Genomic DNA, 20637 nt, shown 5'->3' with positions numbered 1-20637 from the left:
AAGAATTTTATTTAGTTGCAGCGATGATTAAACTGTAGTGCGAGTTTATTCATCTGCTGATTTGTTGCTGCCAACTGTGGTAGAGAAATATCGTTTAGGAAGTAATCCACAAAAAAGCAGATTTCAGCCGCTTCAGCAGGTATTGATGTTATCTCTTTTGAGTGAAGTAATCGAGTAGCAACTTCTATAAGATTGGGTCATGAAACAGAATTTAGAACGTTTCAGGATTTTTGTATGAATAAAGATTCAAGTCCAAGTTTTGATCAAGCTCCTGGAGAAATTAGGCAACCAATGACTCCGCAGGAGGTTGATCCTGAACAAAAACAAGCTCAAAAAGAAGAACTCGAGCGGGCAGGTAAGAGCCTGACCATTAACCCTGGCGATCGGATCGATGATTCCAAGACTTTGGAAGAAAAAGCGAAACAGGTTGCCGTCGATGCCCCGGATATTACTGGAGATCACATTGTTGTCCCAACTTACTTTGTCGTTGATGAAGCAGATGGGACGCAAAAGGCTTTACATCATGTAAAAGATGCTGAAGAGATTTCTGATGTGATTCGGCAAGCCCGCATCGATGAAAACGGTGAACGAGTTTGGTGGTAATCCCACCCTGAGTAGTAACAATAAACAGGAGGTATTCATGAATCAATTAAATACAGACAATCTTCCTCAAGATGTCAAAGAGTCATTGCCCGCTGAAGCCCAAAATATCTTTATTGCTGCCTATAACAGCTTTTTAGCCAATAGTAAGGATGAAGCATCAGCACATCGAGTCGCATGGCAAACCATTGAACTGAACCCACATTACACGCGGGGTGAAGATGGTAAGTGGCATCGTTTACCCGATGAAAGTGCTCAGAACCGGAGTGCCGTTGCTTCCATGCCTAACTCTTAGGAAGGTGCGATCGAGTCTGTCAGAATATGCTCATGCGGTGTCTCGCTTGTTAGTACAACAGGCGAGATTTTCGTTTTTGGGATTTTCTTCAGAATCAATCTACCCTAGAGACAACTATTCGTTGTCGTATTGCTGTATTCAGGTGAGAGAACTTGCATAATCCGCAATTTGTGATTGGGATTGATATTGGCACATCCAGCACGAAGTCTGTGCTGTTTGACACTCAGGGTCGAGCCATTCAGAAACATTTAGTAGAATACCCTCTTTATTCCCCGGTTCCCTTAGCGGCAGAACAAGATCCTAATGAAGTCTTGCAGGCGGTGCTGAAGACCGTCAAACAGGTGATCGAAGCCAGCCAAATTTCTCCTAGTCAGATTTTGTGTCTAACGTTTAGTGCGGCGATGCATAGTCTAATCGCGATCGATGCTCAAGGACAGTTGCTGACCAATAGCCTGACATGGGCGGATGCTCGGAGCGGGATGATACTGCGAGAGCTTCAGCAACTCCCTAAAATTCATGAGCTTTACGATCGTACCGGAACAATTCTGCATTCGATGGCACCGCTCGTAAAACTGGTTTGGTTACGAAAAACAGAGCCTGATATCTTTAAAGCAGCCACCAAATTTATCTCAATTAAAGAGTATATCTTTTACCAGTTGTTTCATCGCTTCGTGGTCGATTACGCGATCGCATCGGCAACGGGCTTACTTAATCTAGAGACATTTACCTGGGATACTGAAGCGTTAACTCTGGCGGAGATTCGCCTAACCCAACTATCGGAGCTAGTTCCTCCTACCTGCGTGTTACAGCCAATGCGTCCTGAAATGGCGGATGCTATGGGTCTACGACGGGATATTCCGGTAGTAGTTGGTGCGAGTGATGGGGCACTGTCGAACTTAGGATTAGGAGCGATCCATCCAGGTTCCGTCGCCATGACGATCGGTACAAGTGGGGCAGTGCGAACCATTGTGCATCAGCCAGTCACCGATCCCCAAAGGCGCTTATTTTGTTATGCCTTTACGGAACAGCATTGGTTAGTCGGAGGAGCCAGTAATAACGGGGGCATTGTGTTGCGCTGGCTGCGCGATCAACTGGCGATCGCAGATCGGTACGAAGCACTATTAGCTCTGGCTGAAACTGTGCCACCGGGGGCGGCTGGACTACTCTTTCATCCCTATATTCTTGGCGAACGATCGCCCTTATGGACTTCAGAGGCTCGCGGTTCATTCTTTGGATTAACGATCAACCATACCAAAGCCCATTTAGTTCGAGCCGTGTTAGAGGGAATGTTGTTTAACCTGCTGCTCAGCCTCCAGGCGTTACAATCGCTGACAGGGCAAATCGATCAAATTCGAGCCAGTGGCGGATTATTAGTCTCCAGTTTATGCCGACAAATGATGGCAGATATCTTTGATCGGGAGATTATTGTACCAGCCCAGCCTGAAAGTTCCTGTTTAGGTGCAGCCGTTTTAGGACTGTATGCCTTTCAGATGCTTGATTCGTTAGAAAGCAGTTCTCAATTGATTCAACAAACTTGTTCTCATCAACCTCTCCCTCAGAATGTCGCCCTCTATCAGCGCCTGATGCCACTCTACCAGCAAATTCTTGAGCAATCTCTGGAGCATTACCACGCGATCGCGCAGTTGCAAATTGAGCTGAATCATCACTACAAAACTAACCATAATTAACGCCTTACAGAAAGACTGCTATAAGTCGTTCTATAAAGCGTTAAATTGACTTAATTTCCTGGTCTTCAGCAAAGCTCAAAGTAACAGTTATTGCCCAGTGGTATTGTTAGCGATCGACTGTGCCTCTTGAGCATGTTCCTGAAGGGTCGGTAGGGTTTTAGCTGCCCAGTTTCTTAACTCTGGATCTTGTCCCTGGCTTGCCTGCTGCTGAAATAGGGAAACCACCTTCGCATGATCCTGCCGCATTAAATCCATATAGGCACGATCAAAGGCGGCACCAGACAAGTTCGACAAATTGGTTTTAGCGGTTTGATGTTGCTGGTTCAGAGTCTGGGGGAGCGTAATGCCCTTTTGAGTAGCCAACTGCTTCAGTTCATCATTGGCCTGAGTATGCTCCTGTACCATCTCTTGTGCATATTCTCGCACTTCGCTACTGCCTGCTCGTTGTACGGCTAGTTGTCCCAGTTCTACCTCAGCTAAACCTGCTTCGGCGGCTTGATTAGCAAACTGTTGATCCAGGGCACTGAGGGTATTCCGGGTTTGAGCATCGGTTTGATCAGATTGCAGAGTTGCCCCTGGTTGATCGGGGGTAGTTGTCTGATCCCGGTTATTGGGGGCACAGGCGGCAGTGGTTGCGGCTAGCGCGATCGTACTCAAAACAACAAACGTGGTTTTCAACGACATATTAATAGCGTTCCCTGTTCAGAAGGTTTCAGAATAAATTTTGCAAATTTGTTTTCAACATCCCCAGTTAAGAGTCCGATTCCGAGGGCTCTCGTTGCAGAGCGGCAGGATTTGTTTCAGCCTCTGAATCAGCATCAAACGGATAGCCAGATTCGGGTTGAATATCCCGTTCTTCTTCCCCGGCGTTTTGTCCATTCACCGCATTTGGGTTGGGTTTCATTGAAGTGCTTTTATGGCTGGCATGACCACTACTCATGGCATATCTCCTTTGTTAAATTAATAGCGAAATACGGCGGCTAAGGGAGCTTGATCAGGCACTTGATCGGGCTCGACGGCATAAACTGCTCCACCATTCAACAACGTTTGAATCGCGGCTGAATTCAGTAGATCTTCGTCTCCTGGCTCGGCATCGGCATGGATATACAACTGATTAGCCTGTGGATCAAAGTTGCCCCATTCCTGCACTCCGACGGCGACAAAGAGTTGTTCGACTCGTCCGTAATAGGCTCCCGAAACAGTTTCCTTCAGGTCTGTAGAGGTTTTACCCGTTCCGGTTAGTTCATGATAATGGGCGATCGCTTGCTGCTGGGTCTGCAAAAAGTAAGGTTCTACAATCGACCAGGCTTGAGTTTGTAATTCTTCAGGCGTGAGAATTTCTGGATTTTCCGTAATCCCATCTGCCACCAAATGTTGGTAGGTATTTGCCTCTCGATAGATCGGTAGCAAATAGTCCACTCCTGCTAATACTAGGGGAGCAGTTTTGTTGCCGAATAGGTCATGCAGAGCATGATCAATCAGATGAAAATACTGCAAAATATCGCGTTTAACATCATCTTGATCGGGGCTACCCTGACCATGAAATGATCCGGCTTGCGGCATCGGGTTTGCCGTCCCCCCTCTGGACGTACTAACACGAAACTGCCCATCTTGCGCCGTTTCATCATACAGTAAAGCAGCATCCATGCTCTTAGGTAAGCCTTCGACTTCCAACTCTTTTACACTGTAACGGCTACCTTGGAACACCCGTACTTGTTTCTGGCTTAATGCCAGGATGTAAAATTCTCCATCATCGGTTAATAAAGGTAGCAGAGGCTTGAGATGAAAGCGATCGCTCACCACCACTAATTCTTCAAACTTCAACGGTAAACAGAAATACCGTAAAATGCCTTCTGTCAAAAAGATGGCTAACCCTTCGTTTTGATGTTGCCAAAAATCATAGTGATCAAGTTCTAAGGCGGGTTGCAAAAGTTTTGTGATCTCTGCCTGACTCAGGTTATGAGCGGCTAACTCCGCCTCTACTTGCTTAATCAGATTTTTAAACCGAATCGGATTTTGTTGGGTTTCTGTGCCTGCCCGGTAGGTCGGTATGTAGAGCGATACGGTTGTGCCACTAACTACTTCTGCTAATGTTTTAAGTTCATCAACTGATAATAAACTCATAGTGCTAATGATTGAGTTACTACCGAAAAAATCATGCTCTGTAGCGCATAGTTAAAGGTAGTATGCCTCTAATTTGTTCTCTTCATGCTAGAGGGGGAAGCCAGCTTTACTCAGGGACAGATTCAGCGATCGCCCGATTGGACTGAGGTCGTATTAATCAACACACGATCGCCTATACCTTGAGGAGACTGTTCATACTGGCATGAAGGTCTAACGTACTGCTTCATACAGTGAACTGTTACTTGTAAGCTTACCTTGAGTTATAGGATAAGTTCGGTTGAAAGTGAGATTTATTTAGTTCACTTTTACGTTCATGATTTAGCCAGTTCAATCCTACGGCAGCGAGGAACAATAATGACGATTGTTATACAACTGCTACTGTTTCTGCTCATGTTAGCGGCTTTGTTAGGAGCGATGGTGCGTATGGCAATTGCATTGGATGAAGCCGATATTGGACGATTTTTACTTTGGATTTGTATTGCCTCAGTTATTGCTGGCATTCCTTCCAGATTGTAATTCAGACACCACAGGGAATTACGCTACATGACTTTGGACAATTGCTCGATCGCGACTATGAACCATCGATGGAGGTGAGCAGAGCGATCGGTAAAGTTGAGTAACGATTTTAGCGAGCCTATCTTAGGACGGAGTTACGATTAATATTGGCTCAGTACGATATAGAGATTAACTTCTCAACCGGGAGGTTGCTATGCAGGCTGGTCAGAGTCTTGTTGGTACTAGTCCCTACTGTTATACCGCGAAAATCAAAGGTACGTTGAGCGAACTGATTACTCAGTTACATCAGGGAATTCATGATGTGAATGAGCCAAAAGCTCAAGCGCTGTTTGAAACGTCGGCAGAAGTTCTGAAAGGTTTGCTAACAGCCTATATTCATTACGATCAGCAATCTAACCAAACTTAGGAACTTTTTAAAAAACAAAATACCTGTAAGAGCAGGTTTAGTCACAGAGCGATTGGTTTAACACCAAGAATATTGGCAAAATCTGTCCCTACGCAAGGGGACTTTTTTTTGGAAATTGCCTTAAACCTGGTCAACGGTTGCCAGTTCACAATCAATCTTCAGTGGACAAGATGGGATCTACTGAAGATTTTTGGTATTATGCCCCTTGCTACGATGCTGTCAGGCTATATTCTAGGAGCCTTTGAAGGTTCTAATTCCCCCCAGAATTAGGGAGCTAGGGAGCGCAACCGGCTGTAAGTTAGGATTGCACGAACATTTTATTGCTATATAGTCATATTGTATAATAACGAAATTACGTGTAGGTTCAGGTCAATATGTGGGGGAGTACGATTGCCGCTTATTTACACTACTCCGGGTTTATGCTGGCATTTGCGGCGTTAACCCTGGAACAGTTCACTTTGAAGAAAGAATTAAGTCTGGAAGCGGCTTGGCGGATTGTGTGGGCAGATGCCATGTATGGGATTTCCGCCACGATCGTGTTAGTGACCGGAATTTTACGAGTGCTATATTTCGGTAAAGGGATTGATTATTACCTCCATAATCCAGTGTTCTACACCAAAGTGGGACTGTTTCTGTTAGTCGGGGCGCTATCGCTTTATCCCACGATTTCCTTTCTCACCTGGATTAAAGCATTACGGCAGAATACACCACCAGGCTTGGAACTTTCCCAGGTCGATCGCCTGTCCTGGCTGATCAAAATCGAGTTAGTTGGCTTCCTCCTGATTCCATTACTGGCAGCGGCAATGGCAAGGGGCATGAGTTTCTGACCTGGTCTTTAACGGCTGGCAAAATTTCCTGAATCTGATTTTAGAAGATGGTTTTGCCGTTAGATTGGAATACTATATAGTTATAGACTTTTCGACGCTAGTTAACCTCCCATGCCAAAGCCCCTTAAATCCCCTGTACCTGTGAGCATTCTGGAAGCGGTTGCTGACTACTTTAAAATCCTGTCTGAAACAAGTCGATTACACATCCTGCAATGCCTGAAGGATGGTCCGATGAACGTGATGGAACTATGCGAAGCCACGGAATTAGGTCAGGCGAACCTGTCTAAACATCTCAAAGTCATGGCACAGGCAGGTGTATTGTCACGTCAGCCGAAGGGTACCAGTGCCTACTACGAAATTGCTGACCCGCTGGTATTTGAGTTCTGTGAGTTGGCCTGTGGACGGATTGGCGATCGCCTGCGGCAACAAGCGGAGACGTTTCAACAGTTGAATGCGTTTCAGCAACTCAGCAGTGAGGGGAAGAAAGACGGAAAACCCAGCAGAACGAAAGCGAAAGCCAAAGTTCTCAGTGCTGGACGGGAGTAAGGGGAGGAGGAATGAATGCACGCTCTTTCGATTCCAACCTGGATCGTTCACATTGGCAGCGTCACTGAGTGGACGGTCGCCATTGGGCTGGCATGGATATATGCCGATGTTAGCCGGAATCGAGCTTGGCGAGGCTTGGCGTTGGCAATGTTACCTGCCTTAGCCAGTGCGATCGCGGTATGTACCTGGCACTGGTTTGATAATGCCCCCAGCCTTCAGTGGCTCAGTCTGGTACAAGCGACCATGACCTTGATTGGCAACTGCACATTGATGCTGGCAGGGTGGTGGTTATGGAAACAGTCTTTACGCCCAGAGTAATTGTGCAACTGTCAGGTCTGGTTCTTAACAACTCATGATCTCTAAAGACACCTTATTTATCCTATCCCTATTTCCCTATCTCGGGTTTCTCTGGTTTCTCACCCGCTCCCAGCAAGCGCCGCGACTGGTTCTGTTCGGCTTTTACGGGACGTTAGTGTTTGTTGCCGTGACCATTCCGGCGGGTATTTATACTCGGGTGGTGTATGGAGAACTTCTGGCAAATGTGGATTGGTTACATGGGACGGCAGAGTCTTTCCTGACTCTATCTAATATGTTGATTGTATTGGGTTTGCGACGGGCGATCGTCCAACAACGCCAACAGGTGACTCAACTACCCACCTCTGGATATACGGAACCTCAGTAGCCTGACAACAGATTAGAGCCGTCGTTGCTAATTGTCTTTACCCAAACTCCCTCTCTTACATCGTAAAAGAGGGAGTTTGGCTTGATTAATGCTCTACAACTGCCATAGCTCGATGCCATTAGCACCATCGTTAGCAGAGAAGTAGAGGCGACCCCCTGCTGGAGTCAGGTTGGTTGGACCACTGCCTACAAACGCACCACTAACCGGAACGGTTCCCAGCGCCGTACCATCACTGCGCCAGAGCTTCGTGCTGATGCCATCAGTAGCCGTAAAGAACAGAGTGCCATTGAAGTTTGTCAATGCGGTGGGGGCATCACTGCCGTTCGGATTTAAATCTCTTACCAACACAGCGCCTGTACCATCGCTGCTCCAAAGCTGCTGGTTGGGGTTAGTGCTGGTTCCCGCATCTACCACAAAGAACAAAGTAGAACCAACCACGGTCAGGTTAGAGGGTTGTAGGTTAGCCGATGGCAGCGCTTGTACCAGAGAAACAGTGCCATTGACAGTGCTACTATATAGCCCGAATGTGCTACCACTGGTGGCAAAGAAGTAGAGAGTACCGTTCAGGTTCACCAGGTTCCTGGGATTAGAACTCGCTGTACCCGCATTAATGTCACTGATACGGGTACTGGTTACGCCATCACTGCGCCATAACTCGACACCATTGGTCGCATCATTTGCCGTGAAGAAAATGGTATTCTCGATCGCCACTAGATTATTGATGCCAGCGCTGGCTCCTAAATCACTGACTAATACTGTGCTAGCAGTAGTACCGTTTGTCTTCCAGAGTTGAGTGCCGTTACCTGCCGTAAAGTAGAGGGTGCTACCAGCCACGGTCAGGTTACCGGGTTGGGTAAAGCCACTGCCGACTTTCACCGTTCCTGCACTGGTGCCATCACTGCGCCATAGAGCACTGCCTGTGCCATCATCGGCTCGGAAGAACAATTGACCGTTGAAGTTGACCAGGTTGGTGGGACTAGAGCTTGCCACACCCGAGCGAATGTTACTCACCAGGGTAGTGTCGTTACTGCCTAAGTCGGTCTTCCACAATTCGATGCCATTGACTCCATCATTGGCAGTGAAGTACAAAATATTGCCGATCACAATTAGATTGGCGGGTGAAGACGAACTGCTGGGAGCAGGGGTGTTATTAATGTTGGCTACTTGGGTGGTATTCGCGGCAGTACCATCGCTGCGCCACAACTCCACACCGTTAAAGCCATCATTAGCCGCAAAGTAGACCTGATTTCCAACGGCTATCAGGTTAGTGGGGTTAGCACTATTCGTGCCGTTAGCATTGGGAATCGTGTTGATATCCGTCACCAGGGTTGGCCCAGGTGTGACATTAATCAGGATTGAGTCGGTATCGGTTTGGGCAGAGCCTGATCCTGTATTGCCGTTGTCACTGACATTAATGATGATGCTATCAGTGCCAATGAACTGCGAATCGATCGGAGTGTATTGCAGATTTCTGAGTGCTCTATTAATAGCAGTTAGGCTTCCTGTCAAGGTAACGTTATTCGTTCTATCTCCTGTAACAGTCAAGTCATTTGTATCACTCAGACGAATGTTACCGTTAGTCGCTGAAAGTGTCACTGTTAGGTTATTAGGACCAGCATCTGGATCGGCAACGCTCAAACCTGATTGAATCACCAGATCTGTGTTTTGGAAGACAGACTGTGCTGATGGAACCGTAATGATGGGGGCTTGGTTAGGAGTATTGATAACCGTAATTGCCACAGTTGCGGTTGAATTAGCAAGCCCATCAAAGGCGCGATAAGTAAACGTATCTGTTCCCAGGAAATTGCTGCCTGGGGTATAGACAAACGAGCCGCTTAACCTATCAATCGCCACAGATCCCTGGGTCGGATTGTTAACTATAAATGCTTGGAGAATATCGCCGTCTGGATCGGTATCGTTAGCTAGAAGTCCAGTGGCGGCAGCAACAGTAAGAGTCTGATTGATGCCAGCCGTGTAACTGTCATTATTAGCCGTAGGTGGATTCGTGGTTGTGTTAAAACTAATTGTTACAGTAATTGGAGCAGACGTTAGGTTGCCGTCACTCGCCTGGTAGACAAAAAAGGCAGGGGGTGGAGAAACAAAAAAGAGTCGGTCGGCGACGAAACTACCATCAGGATTGAGCGTAATCCCTGCATTGAAATCACTAACCAAAATGGCTGTCAATGGATCACCATTGGCATCCGTGTCATTAGCTAGCACTCCTCCACTGGCTGGCACACTTAAAACACCATTTGAGTTCATACTGTAGCTGTCTGGTTGACCAGTAGGGGCTGTATTGGCATTCACAACGATCGTCACGGTTCCAATACTGGAAGTCAGGAGTCCATCAGAAGCCCGATAGGTAAAGCGATCGGTGCCCGTAAAGCCAGCATTTGGGGTGTAAACAAAGGTGCCATTGTTATTGAGCAAGAGGCTACCATTGGTACTGGGATCGACGAGTACAGCCGATAAGGGGTTATTTTCAGCATCGGTGTCGTTTGCCAGAATTCCTGCCGTTTCTACACTGACATTCAGCGATCGATTTGCTGAAGTGGTATAAGTGTCGTTCTGAATCACGGGGGCAGTATTGGTGACTACCGACAAAGTAACTGTTGCCGGTGTCGAGGTGGTAATGCCATCACTGACGCGATAGGTAAAGGTATCGACCCCCGTAAATCCGGCATTCGGCGTGTAGACAAACGCACCGTTAGGATTCAACGTCAATGTCCCTTGGGTTGGGCCAACGGCGAGGGTGGCGGTCAGCGGATTACCATCCACATCGGAATCATTGGCTAGAACTCCAGTAACCGACGTAATCGAGTTGGCAATATTAGATGCGATCGTATAGGTATCGGCATTGGCAACGGGTGGGTTATTCGTTGACACTGTAATTGTCACCGTTGCTGGATTCAGCGCATTCACCGTACCATCATTCACCTGGTACACAAAGGTATCTGTACCCGCAAAGCCTGTGTTGGGCGTATAGACAAAGGAACCATCGGCGGCTAACGTCAAACTACCACTGGCTGGACCTGTCACCACACTTGCCGTTAGGGGTGACACCGCTTCGGCATCGGTATCATTCGCTAAAACCCCATTCAAGACATCGATCGTCAGAGGAATATTGACGACGGCGCTATAGTTATCGGGATTCGCGACGGGGGGCGTATTGTTAACCACGGTCAAGTTGACGGTAGCGGTAGAACTGGCACTGCCATCGCTCACCTGATACACGAAACTATCGGCTCCGGTAAAGCCCGTATTCGGGGTATAGACAAAGGACCCATTAGCATTCAGCGTCAATGTGCCACTGGTGGGACCAGATACCGTCGTCGCGGTGAGCGGATCGTTATCTACATCCACATCATTGCCTAACACGCCCTGGACAGCACTAACGGTGCGACTAGCGCCTGCGATCGCGGTATAACTATCGCTCACGGCGGTGGGTGGTGTGTTCACCGACGCAGTGATAGTCAGGATGACCGTTGCTAGATTAGAATCGCTAAAACCGTCATTGGCGCGGTAGGTAAAGGTATCGGTGCCTGTAAATCCAGTGTTGGGCGTGTAAACAAAGGAGCCATCTGGATTTAAGGTAACGGTGCCACTGGTGGGATTATCGACGATCGTCGCTGTTAAGACACTGCCTTCCAAATCACTGTCATTGGACAGGACACCCGTTCCAGCCGGAATACTGAGTGCTGCTGCATTGCCAGTGCTGTAGGTGTTGTTATTGGCAATGGGCGGTGCATTTACCTGAATGGTGACCGTTGCCAGGTTTGCCGAATCTAACGTGCCGTCATTCGCCCGGTAGGTGAAGGTATCAACGCCCGTAAATCCAGCATTGGGGGTGTAGGTGAACGAACCATCCGGGAGCAGCGTCAGTGTGCCATTGGCAGGTCCACTACCCAGAACAGCCGTGAGTGGATCACCGTCCACATCGGTATCATTGGACAATATGCCGGGTGCCGCGATCGTCAGGATTTCACCAGGGTTAGTAAACAGATTGGCACCCGAATCATTGACGGCGATTGGAGCATCATTGACTGGAGTAATCGTGATACTGACCGTTGCTGTACTGGATACACCACCTAAGCTATCAACCGCGACATAGGTGAAGCTGTCACTGCCATTGAAGTCAGCCGTTGGCAGATACACAAACGTGCCATCTGGATTGAGGGTAAAGCTAGCCGCGTTTGCCGGACCAATCCCAAGCTGGGCAGTCAATGGGGTGTTGCCGTCAGGATCGGTATCATTGGCAAGAACGCTAGTACCATTTAAAGTTCCATCTTCAGCAACGGTGTAATCTAAATCATCCTGTGCTGTGGGTACAGTATTGGCAATGACATTAATGGTGACGGTAGCAATGTTGGCAGAATCCACTGTGCCATCATTAACGCGATAAGTGAACGTGTCCGTACCGATAAAGTCGGTGTTTGGAGTGTAAACGAAGGAACCATTGGCATTTAAGACGACACTACCGTTACTTGCTGTGGTGACTAGAACGGCGGTGAGAATATCTCCAGTATCAACATCGGTGTCATTATCCAAAACCCCGGGGAGTGCCACACTTAACGGTGAATTCTGGGAAGCAGAGAAGGTATCATCAGCCGCGATCGGAGCATCATTAACGGGGGTAATGGTTAAATTCACGGTGGCTGTGTTGGAAGCTGCGCCTAAACTATCCCGGACAAGATAAGTAAAGCTGTCAGTGCCGTTAAAATCGGCTGTCGGTACATAAGTAAATGTGCCATCGGGATTAAATGTGAAGCTAGCCGCATTGGCTGGGTTACTCACCAGTTCGGCAGTCAGGGGTAGGTTATTGTCCGGATCGGAATCGTTATCAAAAACATTGCCCGTGTCTAACGTGCCATCTTCTGCCACGGTAAAGCCATCATCATTGGCGATCGGGGCTTGATTAGCAGCCGGAGTCACACTTAGAGTCACCGTTGCCAGGTTGGCGGAATCCGCTGTGCCATCGTTGGCACGATAGGTGAAGGTATCAATGCCAGAGAATCCCGCATTGGGCGTATAAACAAACGACCCATCTGGATTCAACGTTAAGGTGCCACTGCTGGGATTAGCCACTAACACGGCTGTCAGTGTCGTACCTGCATCCACATCGGTATCATTGCTCAACACACCCGTTGCCGCATTAACCGTCAGTGGGGTTCCAGGGTCCGTGGTGAATGGACCATCATTGTTGGCAACGGGTGGATCATTCACCGGCGTAATGGTCAGGTTGACCGTCACTGTGTCGGATCTGCCACCACGTCCATCAATGGCGACATAGGTGAAGCGATCAGTGCCATTAAAATTGAGTGTGGGGATGTAAGTGAACGTGCCATTCGGGTTGAGAGTAAAGGTGGTGGCGTTGGCAGGTCCGGCAACTAATTGCGCCGTTAATGGCAGATTGCCATCTGGATCGGAATCGTTATCCAACACATTGCCCGTATCCAATGTGCTATCTTCTGCCAGGGTGAAGTCATCCGGACTGGCGATCGGTAACACGTTATCCGCTTGCGTCACACTAATCGTCACCGTGGCAACATTGGTTGAACTGACTGTGCCATCAAAGGCTCGATAGGTAAAGATATCAATGCCAGAGAACCCCGCATCCGGTGTGTAGGTAAACGAGCCATTAGCATTCAGGATCAAGGAGCCATTGGTGGTTGGATCGAGCAGGATCGCCGATAGCGTATCCCCATCCACATCCGTGTCATTGTTTAAAACCCCAGTGTCCACAAGAACATTGAGTGGGGTATTAGCCGGGGTGGTATAAGGCCCATCGTTGACCGCTACCGGTGGGTCGTTGACGGAGGTAACTGTGATGCTAACAGTGGCAGTATTTGAAGTGGCTCCTAAACTATCACGCGCCACATAGGTGAAGCGATCGACCCCACTGAAATTACTAATCGGCACATAGGTAAATGTGCCATCTACCGGATTAAAGGTAAAACTAATTGCATTCGTCGGTTGGGTAATTATTTGGGCGGTCAACGGCAGGTTATTGTCCGCATCCGTATCGTTCGCCAGTACACTGGTGCCGTTTAATGTGCCGTCTTCTGCCACACTAAAACTGTTGGGATTGGCAACGGGCGGAATATTGGCAACGGCGTTGACATTAATCGTGACAGTAGTGGGGGTAAGGGCATTGATGATGCCGTCGTTAACCAGATAGGTAAAGGTATCAACCCCAGAGAAGCCAGCATTGGGAGTATAGACAAACGACCCATTGGGATTCAGGGTCAGAGTGCCATTAGTCGGGTTGGTGCCCAGTACGGCGGTCAGTGGATTGTTCTCTGGATCAGAGTCATTCGTTAAAACGCCTGCTGTGCTCAGAACCGTCAACACCGTATTGGCATTCACACTATAGGTATCCGGACTACCCACCGGCGGATCATTGACCGGAGTTACCGTAATCGTGACGATCGCCGTATTAGAGACGACTCCCTGGCTATCTCGAACGGTGTAGGCAAAACTATCGGTGCCATTGAAGTTCGCAATGGGGATGTAGGTGAATGTGCCATCGGGGTTGAGCGTAAAACTTGCGGCGTGGGAGGGACTACTGGCTAACTGTGCTGTTAACGGTAGATCGTTATCCGGATCAAAATCATTGTCGAGTACCGATGTGCCATTCAGAGTACCATCCTCTGCCAGGGTGTAACTATCGTTAACCGCGATCGGAGCATCATTCACCGCCGTAACGTTAATCGTCACCGTGGCTGGATTCGACACCCCACCCAGGGCATCTCTCACCGTGTAGACAAACCGATCGCTGCCACTAAAGTTGGCGGTTGGTGTGTAGGTAAACGTGCCATTAAAGTTAAGAACGAAGTTAGCTGCATTCGTCGGACCACTGACTAACTGAGCCGTTAAAGGACCGGTGTTATCAGGATCATTATCATTGGCAAATACAGTTGTTCCATTCAGAATGGCATCTTCAGCCGTATTGTAAACATCATCTACGGCAACAGGCGCAACGTTCACGGCTCCGCCCACATTCACCAACAGCACCCCAGAGGCGGATAGCGGTGAACCAATGCCCGTATTGCCGCGATCGTTGACACTGATGGTAATGCGTTCAAACCCGGTATAGCCAGGAAAACTGCGGTAGACCAAACTACTGAGGGCAGTATTAATCGCGGCGATCGTGCCATTAAAGGTGATGCGGCTATCTTGTGTACCATCCCCTTGCGTCAGGGTAATGCCACTGGACGTTGCAATCGATAGCACTCCATTTGCCGCACTAATCGAAACATCCAGAATGCCACCGCCAGCATCGGGGTCAGCGATCGTAATCCCAGAGATTGCCAGGTTAGTGTTAGGCGTAATTTCAGGTGACGCTGGCAGGGTAATGCTGGGAGGACTGTTAATGCCCAAGACATTAATCGCGATCGTTTCGGTATCCCCTAAGGCAATTCCCGATCCCGTATTACCGTTGTCACTGACAGAAATGGTGAGAGAATCTGCCCCGTTAAAGTCAAGATTGCCACGATAGATCAGGTTGTTTAAGGCATTATTGATGGCAGCCAGAGTGCCGCTAAAGACCATGCTGCTGCTTTGGTTACTGCCCTGTGAAATGGTAATCCCAGTGGTGGAACCCAGGGTTAATCGACCACTCACAACGGATAGACTCACAGTAATGTTGCCAGTGCCCGCATCCACGTCACTCACCTGAATGCCAGTGATCCGTAGATCCGTGTTTTCATTCGCTGATTGGGCACCAGGAACAGTCAATACCGGGGCATCGTTGACTGGATTAATGGTGATTGCCAATACCTTCGTGTCGGATAGGGCGACTCCGTTCCCGGTATTCCCCAAATCACTGACATTAACCGTCAGGGCATCTGTGCCATTAAAGTCCTGATTGCCTCGATAAATTAAACTTTGCAGGGCATTGTTGATCGCTGCCAGCGTACCGGTAAACACCAGATTATTACTGGGAGTTCCAGCCGTACCCGTAGAGAAGATGAGTCCAGCCGTGTTACCTAAGGTCAGCACCCCATTCACAACCGATAAACTAACGGTCATATCGCCAGTTGCCACATCCGGATCGCTAATACTAATTCCCGCAATAGGCAGGTTCAGATCTTCGTTGGCAACCTGAGCCGTGGGTAAACTGATCACAGGTGGATCATTGACCGCCTCGACCCTGAGCGTAATGGTCTTAGTATCCGTTAAGGCTCCACCGCCTGTATTGCCATTGTCATTTACGGTCACTGTAATGACATTTTGCCCCGTGAAGTTAGCCGGGCTGCGATAGACCAGGAATCCTAAAGCCGCATTAATTGCTGCTAAGGTGCCTCGGAAGGTCATCGTATTATCCTCAATCCCGTCACCCTGGTTGAAGGTGAGGTTATTCAGGTTGCCGAGAGACACGACCCCATTACCTACGGTGATTGTCACGGTGATTTCACCATTCCCGGCATCTGGATCGGTGACACTAACTCCGACGATCGCCGAGTTGGCATTCTCTTCAGCACTTTGAACGCCATTGGGTACTGTCAGCACCGGGGCATCATTGACGGGGATAACGGCAATGCTGAAGGTATTTGCGGCGATCGTGCCACCAGAACCATCGGAAATGGTAAAGGTGAAACTATCCGTTGAACTTTCGCTACCGTCGTGGTTGTAGCGCAGGCGAGTCCCATCATTTAAATCTGCCTGGGTGAAAACTGACCCCGTGGATAGCGATACACCATCGAGTAACAAGCTACCGTGACTCGGCAAACTACCCAGGGTGTAGAGAATCTCCTCTACGGGATTGTCATTGTCTGTCGCATTCAGCAGAGTAGTGCTGAGGGTGGCAGTTGTGCCTTCGCTTAAGGTCAGAGTGGCATTCGTGACTAGAACGGGCAGATTATTTACTGCCACTGCCAGTGTATACGTGCCTTGCAGTCCACTATTTGCCGGAAATACCCGAATGTAATAGGTGCCAGCCGTGAGGGTACTGACGATCGACTCGGCGTTCAGGCTCCCTAACGTGGAACTGTTGAGCACAACTCCAGCACTATTCAACAGTTGCAGATCCAGGTTTTCTCCTAGATCGGTAAGCGCTAAATTAACCTGGCTGGTCGCTCCTACATTAAACCGATAGAGATCATTAGCATCTGTACCTCCCACCCGATCGCGATAGGTTCCATTCCCACTGAGATTACTGCCCAGATTAAAGGCATCAGTGACAGTATTGCCAGCAACATCGATCGGGGTAGGGGTTCCGGTCAGGATAAAAGGAGCGAGAGGTCGCCATGCTCCTCCAAGGGAGGGCAAGCTCACCGTGGAACTCAGGCTCATTCCATTCATGAGCCAAATGCCATTGGTTCCGTTCGACGTATTGTGCCACAGGATATCAGTTTTGCCATCACTGTTAAAATCACCTGTGCCGCCAATCACCCAACTGCTACCAAGATTGGGCGTGAGTAGTTGAGCTGTGCTATAGCTTGTGCCATTCATGAACCAAACGGCGGCTAACCCATTCGGCGCATTCCGCCACAAAATATCAGTTTGCCCATCATCATTGAAGTCACCAGTTCCGCTCACAACCCAATTTCCACCCAGTGCTGGCAGGGAAATGGTAGAAACCGAAGTTGTCCCATTCATTAACCAGATTTCGGTTATCCCCTGCGATGCATTGCGCCAAACCAGGTCGGGGTTCCCATCCCGATTGAAGTCTCCTACGCTGCCAATACTCCAGCTACTATCTCGCGGCGTGTTAGATGATAGCAGCAGGGCGGTACTATAGGTCAGACCGTTCATTAGCCAAACGGCTGTAACCCCTTGAGTGGAATTACGCCAGAGCAGGTCGGTATTGCCATCCCCATTAAAATCGCCGAGCCCTTGAACGACCCATGCCGAACCGAGTGTAGGCGTATTCAGGAGCAGAGCTGTACTATATGCAGTGCCGTTTAGTAACCAGACAGCGTTACTAAAATTACTGTAGTTACGCCAGAAAATGTTAGTCGTTAAATTATTACTAATTGCCGCATTGAGGGTATAGTCGGCGCTGGTGACAGATCCACCTGGGCTGACCCGAATGTAGTAGGTGCCAACCTCCAGAATGGTGTTGATCGATTCGGCGAATATCCCGGTATTGGTTGAACTTTGCAGTACAGTGCCCGCACTATTCAGCAGAAATATATCGCTATCTGCACTCAAATCGGTGAGGGAGAGATTCAGACTACTGCGAGCGGTCAGGTTAAATCGGTAGTAGTCATTCGCATTGGAGGCTGTGGTATCTGGGAAGCTCTGAACAGTGGAGGTCAGGTTCAGAAGAGTAGCAGACTCCAAAGAGTTCCCTGCAATGTTCGGCATAGCTAATAACCCTGTACTGGCATTGCTATTCTGCCCTACTTATATTTTGTTGATAACAACGTTACAGTAGATTTACATAAGTTATTGGTAGAGAATTTATAAATGCTTCAGGAGTTGTGTAGAGTTGGCATATATCGAGTAGAATGAGTGGTTTGAAATAAATGGCTGGCAGAAATTTTGGCAGCTTAATCGATCGTAAAACCGCTTCCGTAACCTCTCGGATTACCACGATCGCAGATGATCGCTGGTCTGAGGTAATGGCTGGAGTCGGTCAGCTTGTCACTGGCTTAATCGGCTGTTACAGCGGCTAAATATTGCGGCTCTACCAAATAAGCTCCTTTGGTAAACCGAACACTCCAATAATTCCCTGGTCGGCGATCGAGAATCGTGCCCTCCTCGCCCAACGCTATCAGACTGGATGACCGTAACATGGGCATTGGATCAGCCGTTTTAATGTAGGGTGGTAACGCGACTAATCGCACTCGATCGCCGATCGCAAAATTGTCAGACATGGATTTACCACATTAATAGATAGAGGCTCTGATGGTAGGAGATGGGACAGGAATCAGTTAATAGTATCCCCTGATCTTCTCCATCCCCTCAGGTTTCGTACTGGTAGAGTCAATCCGCGATCGCCGATCGTTAAGGCACTTGCCAGATCTTTTGATGATAACGCTCTGGCTCAGCATAGGGGTCTTCTGCTGGATGGGCATGGCTATGGGAATGACCGTGAGCATGACCATGACTGTGATCAGGATGGTGGTGATCGTGGCTATGACCGTGATCATGATTATGATCATGACTATGATCGTGACCGTTTGCCAGGGCAGCTAACCGGAACTTACACATTTCACAGTTCATCTGCACCTGCCCCAACTGGGTTTCAATTTCCCGCTCTCGCAGCACAGCAAACAGTTGTGGATGTAACCCCATCTCGGGTAAACAGGTCATGGCAATATCGGGATATTGGGTTTGTTGTTGGGCAGTGATATCAAAGATTTTCTTCACCAACAACCCTGTAAATAAAAAGTAAGGCAGAACAATGATCCGCTTGGGTTGATAGAACCGGGCTCGCCGGAAGCCCTCTTCTAGCCGGGGGTGGGTAATGCCAATAAAGCAGGTTTCTACGGTTTGATAGCCGCTCCCTTCCCACAACATCCGTGCCAGCTTATAAACATCTCCATTGGCATCGGGATCACTGGAACCCCGTCCGACGAACAGGAGTACCGTATCTTCTCGCCCGATCGCCTGCGGGTTATGTTCCGGCAGATCGAGTTCCGCCAAGCGAGATCGCCATAGGTCGAGGATGCCGGGAGTGATGCCAAAGTGTCTCCCATAGTGAAACCGTACCTGGGGATGGCGTTGGCGGGCGCGATCGAGTTCGTTAGTAACATCGAACTTATTATGACGGGCAGCAAACAGCAGGATGGGTAGAACCGATAATTCCGTGTAGCCTTGCTCGACACAGTGATCCACGCCTTCCTGAATTGTGGGTGCGGTTAACTCCAGAAAACAGGGCAGGACGGGACGGGAGGGATCGATCGCCTGATACGCTGCCGCAAAGTCTAATAAACTTTGGCGACCGTCATCATCCCGGGTGCCGTGACCGATCAACAACAGCGGTCGCCGCAAGGGCAATGGCGGTAACTGGAGCGATGGCTGACTGGAAGAGGTTGAAGAAACTGATTGAGTTGAGTCTGAGAGCAGCATTCAGCAAAACATCCGCAAGTGCCTCGTTATCTTAGCTCATTGCCGCCGCCAGCAAAATCCGGTGGGAGGGGTTCCAAAGCCGCAGCGCGGTAGATTACTAAGCCTCCAACTCAAAAATTTCTGGATGAAGAAATTGATACCCTGCGCTTCTGAGCTTGTGATTAGAAACTCTGGCGTTATAGGAACGCGGATTGGGGAGGCTGGCATCCCAGGTGACTGGCGGCAGATTGTGAGTCATACAAACCCGATCGATCACCTCTCCGACCGTCAGGGGAACTGTACAAACCAGGTTATAAACGCCCTGTAGGTGCTGCTCATAGGCAAAGGCGATCGCGCCCACAATATCGTCTAAATGTACCCAATTGGCGGCTTCCTGCCCTGTGCCTGGACGGATAGTGCCAGCGACCCGGTGGTAAATCTTAGCTAACTCCCGACCCTCGCCATAAATGCCCCCTAAGCGAAAGATGCAGATGTTGAGCGCGGAATGGGCGGCACTCAGTAAGACCTGTTCCGTCGCTGCCAGAATTTCGCCATTGCGAGTCACAGGCGCAACCGGAGTTGTTTCATCCACCCAGGCTCCCTGGTGATCGCCATAGACGGCATAGCTGCCGGTATAAATCACCTGCTGGACTGTAGGCATCTCTGGCAGCACTTTAGCCAGAGTCGTAGCTGTCCCTAAATACGTTGATTCATAACTATCAGCATTCCGCGCTCCCATACAGACCAACACTGCCGTTTGGTTGGGCAACAGCGATCGCCAACCTGCCTCATCCTCGCCATGTAGTACGATCGCCCGATCGGCAATGGTTTCTAGTTCCGGAATGCGGCTTTCGGTGGTGGTTGTGACGGTGACGGTATGCCCCTGTTGTTGCCAAACCTGAGCTACTGCTCGTCCCACATAGCCACAGCCAATAATTGCTAAATTTGCCAAG

Annotated in this window: 17 protein-coding genes; 10 read left to right on the top strand and 7 right to left on the bottom strand. The window is 48.9% G+C overall.

Annotated elements, in window-relative coordinates; translation table 11 throughout:
* Positions 1-192: 192 nt before the first annotated feature.
* From ACN4EK_RS06535 to ACN4EK_RS06525, 3 genes are all read left to right on the top strand, one after another.
* Entirely contained in the window at positions 193-603 is a 411-nt protein-coding gene (locus tag ACN4EK_RS06535) for a hypothetical protein (protein WP_431656821.1), read from the top strand.
* Complete coding sequence (locus ACN4EK_RS06530) at positions 575-895, top strand: ChaB family protein (protein WP_431656819.1); 321 nt, start codon at positions 575-577, stop codon at positions 893-895. Before ACN4EK_RS06535 ends, ACN4EK_RS06530 begins: the two co-directional genes overlap by 29 nt.
* A 152-nt stretch (positions 896-1047) precedes the next feature.
* Positions 1048-2583, top strand: a complete 1536-nt coding sequence (locus ACN4EK_RS06525; protein WP_431656817.1) for a gluconokinase — start codon at positions 1048-1050, stop codon at positions 2581-2583.
* 87 nt (positions 2584-2670) lie between these two features.
* Here ACN4EK_RS06525 and ACN4EK_RS06520 read toward each other — a convergent pair whose 3' ends face one another.
* The 3 genes from ACN4EK_RS06520 to ACN4EK_RS06510 all read right to left on the bottom strand — a co-directional run bounded on the left by ACN4EK_RS06520 (position 2671) and on the right by ACN4EK_RS06510 (position 4707).
* On the bottom strand, positions 2671-3267 hold the full coding sequence (locus ACN4EK_RS06520) for a DUF4142 domain-containing protein (RefSeq protein WP_431656815.1): 597 nt from the start codon (positions 3265-3267) through the stop codon (positions 2671-2673).
* 67 nt (positions 3268-3334) lie between these two features.
* Positions 3335-3523, bottom strand: coding sequence for a hypothetical protein (locus ACN4EK_RS06515; RefSeq protein ID WP_431656813.1), 189 nt, complete (start codon positions 3521-3523; stop codon positions 3335-3337).
* A gap of 20 nt (positions 3524-3543) precedes the next feature.
* Positions 3544-4707 (bottom strand): baeRF3 domain-containing protein, encoded by a 1164-nt coding sequence (locus ACN4EK_RS06510; RefSeq protein WP_431656811.1) that lies wholly within the window; start codon positions 4705-4707, stop codon positions 3544-3546.
* Positions 4708-5061: 354 nt separating this feature from the next.
* Between ACN4EK_RS06510 and ACN4EK_RS06505 the strand changes: the two genes are divergently transcribed.
* From ACN4EK_RS06505 to ACN4EK_RS06480, 6 genes are all read left to right on the top strand, one after another.
* A complete protein-coding gene (locus ACN4EK_RS06505) occupies positions 5062-5223 on the top strand; it encodes a hypothetical protein (protein WP_431656809.1) in 162 nt (53 codons plus the stop codon).
* Positions 5224-5416: 193 nt separating this feature from the next.
* On the top strand, positions 5417-5629 hold the full coding sequence (locus ACN4EK_RS06500) for a hypothetical protein (protein WP_431656807.1): 213 nt from the start codon (positions 5417-5419) through the stop codon (positions 5627-5629).
* Between the two features lie 374 nt (positions 5630-6003).
* Positions 6004-6456, top strand: a complete 453-nt coding sequence (locus ACN4EK_RS06495; protein ID WP_431656805.1) for a DUF2214 family protein — start codon at positions 6004-6006, stop codon at positions 6454-6456.
* Between the two features lie 111 nt (positions 6457-6567).
* Positions 6568-7002, top strand: coding sequence for an ArsR/SmtB family transcription factor (locus tag ACN4EK_RS06490; RefSeq protein ID WP_431656803.1), 435 nt, complete (start codon positions 6568-6570; stop codon positions 7000-7002).
* A 15-nt stretch (positions 7003-7017) separates the two neighbouring features.
* On the top strand, positions 7018-7320 hold the full coding sequence (locus tag ACN4EK_RS06485; RefSeq protein WP_431656801.1) for a DUF2499 domain-containing protein: 303 nt from the start codon (positions 7018-7020) through the stop codon (positions 7318-7320).
* Between the two features lie 34 nt (positions 7321-7354).
* Positions 7355-7684, top strand: a complete 330-nt coding sequence (locus ACN4EK_RS06480) for a DUF3593 domain-containing protein (protein ID WP_431656799.1) — start codon at positions 7355-7357, stop codon at positions 7682-7684.
* Between the two features lie 93 nt (positions 7685-7777).
* Here the strand turns inward: ACN4EK_RS06480 and ACN4EK_RS06475 are convergent, their stop codons facing one another.
* Positions 7778-17995 (bottom strand): beta strand repeat-containing protein, encoded by a 10218-nt coding sequence (locus ACN4EK_RS06475; protein ID WP_431656797.1) that lies wholly within the window; start codon positions 17993-17995, stop codon positions 7778-7780.
* A 161-nt stretch (positions 17996-18156) separates the two neighbouring features.
* Here ACN4EK_RS06475 and ACN4EK_RS06470 point away from each other — a divergent pair, with 161 nt between their 5' ends.
* Positions 18157-18306, top strand: a complete 150-nt coding sequence (locus ACN4EK_RS06470; RefSeq protein WP_431656795.1) for a hypothetical protein — start codon at positions 18157-18159, stop codon at positions 18304-18306.
* On the opposite strand, the gene sipA is transcribed toward ACN4EK_RS06470, so the two are convergent.
* From sipA to ACN4EK_RS06455, 3 genes are all read right to left on the bottom strand, one after another.
* Positions 18283-18507 carry a regulatory protein SipA gene (gene sipA / locus ACN4EK_RS06465; protein ID WP_431656793.1) on the bottom strand — a complete coding sequence of 75 codons (225 nt, stop codon included), beginning with the start codon at positions 18505-18507 and terminating at the stop codon, positions 18283-18285. The two genes, ACN4EK_RS06470 and sipA, sit on opposite strands and share 24 nt — an antisense overlap.
* 130 nt (positions 18508-18637) lie before the next feature.
* On the bottom strand, positions 18638-19705 hold the full coding sequence (locus tag ACN4EK_RS06460) for a sirohydrochlorin chelatase (protein ID WP_431656791.1): 1068 nt from the start codon (positions 19703-19705) through the stop codon (positions 18638-18640).
* A gap of 97 nt (positions 19706-19802) precedes the next feature.
* A complete protein-coding gene (locus ACN4EK_RS06455; RefSeq protein WP_431656789.1) occupies positions 19803-20636 on the bottom strand; it encodes an SDR family oxidoreductase in 834 nt (277 codons plus the stop codon).
* Between the last annotated feature and the right edge of the window lies 1 nt (position 20637).

It is taken from the genome of Pantanalinema rosaneae CENA516 (assembly GCF_050753385.1).
Classification (GTDB): domain Bacteria; phylum Cyanobacteriota; class Cyanobacteriia; order Leptolyngbyales; family Leptolyngbyaceae; genus Pantanalinema; species Pantanalinema rosaneae.
The sequence above is the reverse complement of the archived record's forward strand: the minus strand, read 5'-3'. Positions and strand labels throughout refer to the sequence as shown.

Coding starts and splice junctions, on each gene's coding strand:
- ACN4EK_RS06530 (WP_431656819.1), top strand. CDS start 575: ATGAAAACGGTGAACGAGTTTGGTGGTAATCCCACCCTGAGTAGTAAC.
- ACN4EK_RS06520 (WP_431656815.1), bottom strand. CDS start 3,267: ATGTCGTTGAAAACCACGTTTGTTGTTTTGAGTACGATCGCGCTAGCC.
- ACN4EK_RS06515 (WP_431656813.1), bottom strand. CDS start 3,523: ATGAGTAGTGGTCATGCCAGCCATAAAAGCACTTCAATGAAACCCAAC.
- ACN4EK_RS06510 (WP_431656811.1), bottom strand. CDS start 4,707: ATGAGTTTATTATCAGTTGATGAACTTAAAACATTAGCAGAAGTAGTT.
- ACN4EK_RS06505 (WP_431656809.1), top strand. CDS start 5,062: ATGACGATTGTTATACAACTGCTACTGTTTCTGCTCATGTTAGCGGCT.
- ACN4EK_RS06500 (WP_431656807.1), top strand. CDS start 5,417: ATGCAGGCTGGTCAGAGTCTTGTTGGTACTAGTCCCTACTGTTATACC.
- ACN4EK_RS06495 (WP_431656805.1), top strand. CDS start 6,004: ATGTGGGGGAGTACGATTGCCGCTTATTTACACTACTCCGGGTTTATG.
- ACN4EK_RS06490 (WP_431656803.1), top strand. CDS start 6,568: ATGCCAAAGCCCCTTAAATCCCCTGTACCTGTGAGCATTCTGGAAGCG.
- ACN4EK_RS06485 (WP_431656801.1), top strand. CDS start 7,018: ATGCACGCTCTTTCGATTCCAACCTGGATCGTTCACATTGGCAGCGTC.
- ACN4EK_RS06480 (WP_431656799.1), top strand. CDS start 7,355: ATGATCTCTAAAGACACCTTATTTATCCTATCCCTATTTCCCTATCTC.
- ACN4EK_RS06475 (WP_431656797.1), bottom strand. CDS start 17,995: ATGCCGAACATTGCAGGGAACTCTTTGGAGTCTGCTACTCTTCTGAAC.
- ACN4EK_RS06470 (WP_431656795.1), top strand. CDS start 18,157: ATGGCTGGCAGAAATTTTGGCAGCTTAATCGATCGTAAAACCGCTTCC.
- sipA (WP_431656793.1), bottom strand. CDS start 18,507: ATGTCTGACAATTTTGCGATCGGCGATCGAGTGCGATTAGTCGCGTTA.
- ACN4EK_RS06460 (WP_431656791.1), bottom strand. CDS start 19,705: ATGCTGCTCTCAGACTCAACTCAATCAGTTTCTTCAACCTCTTCCAGT.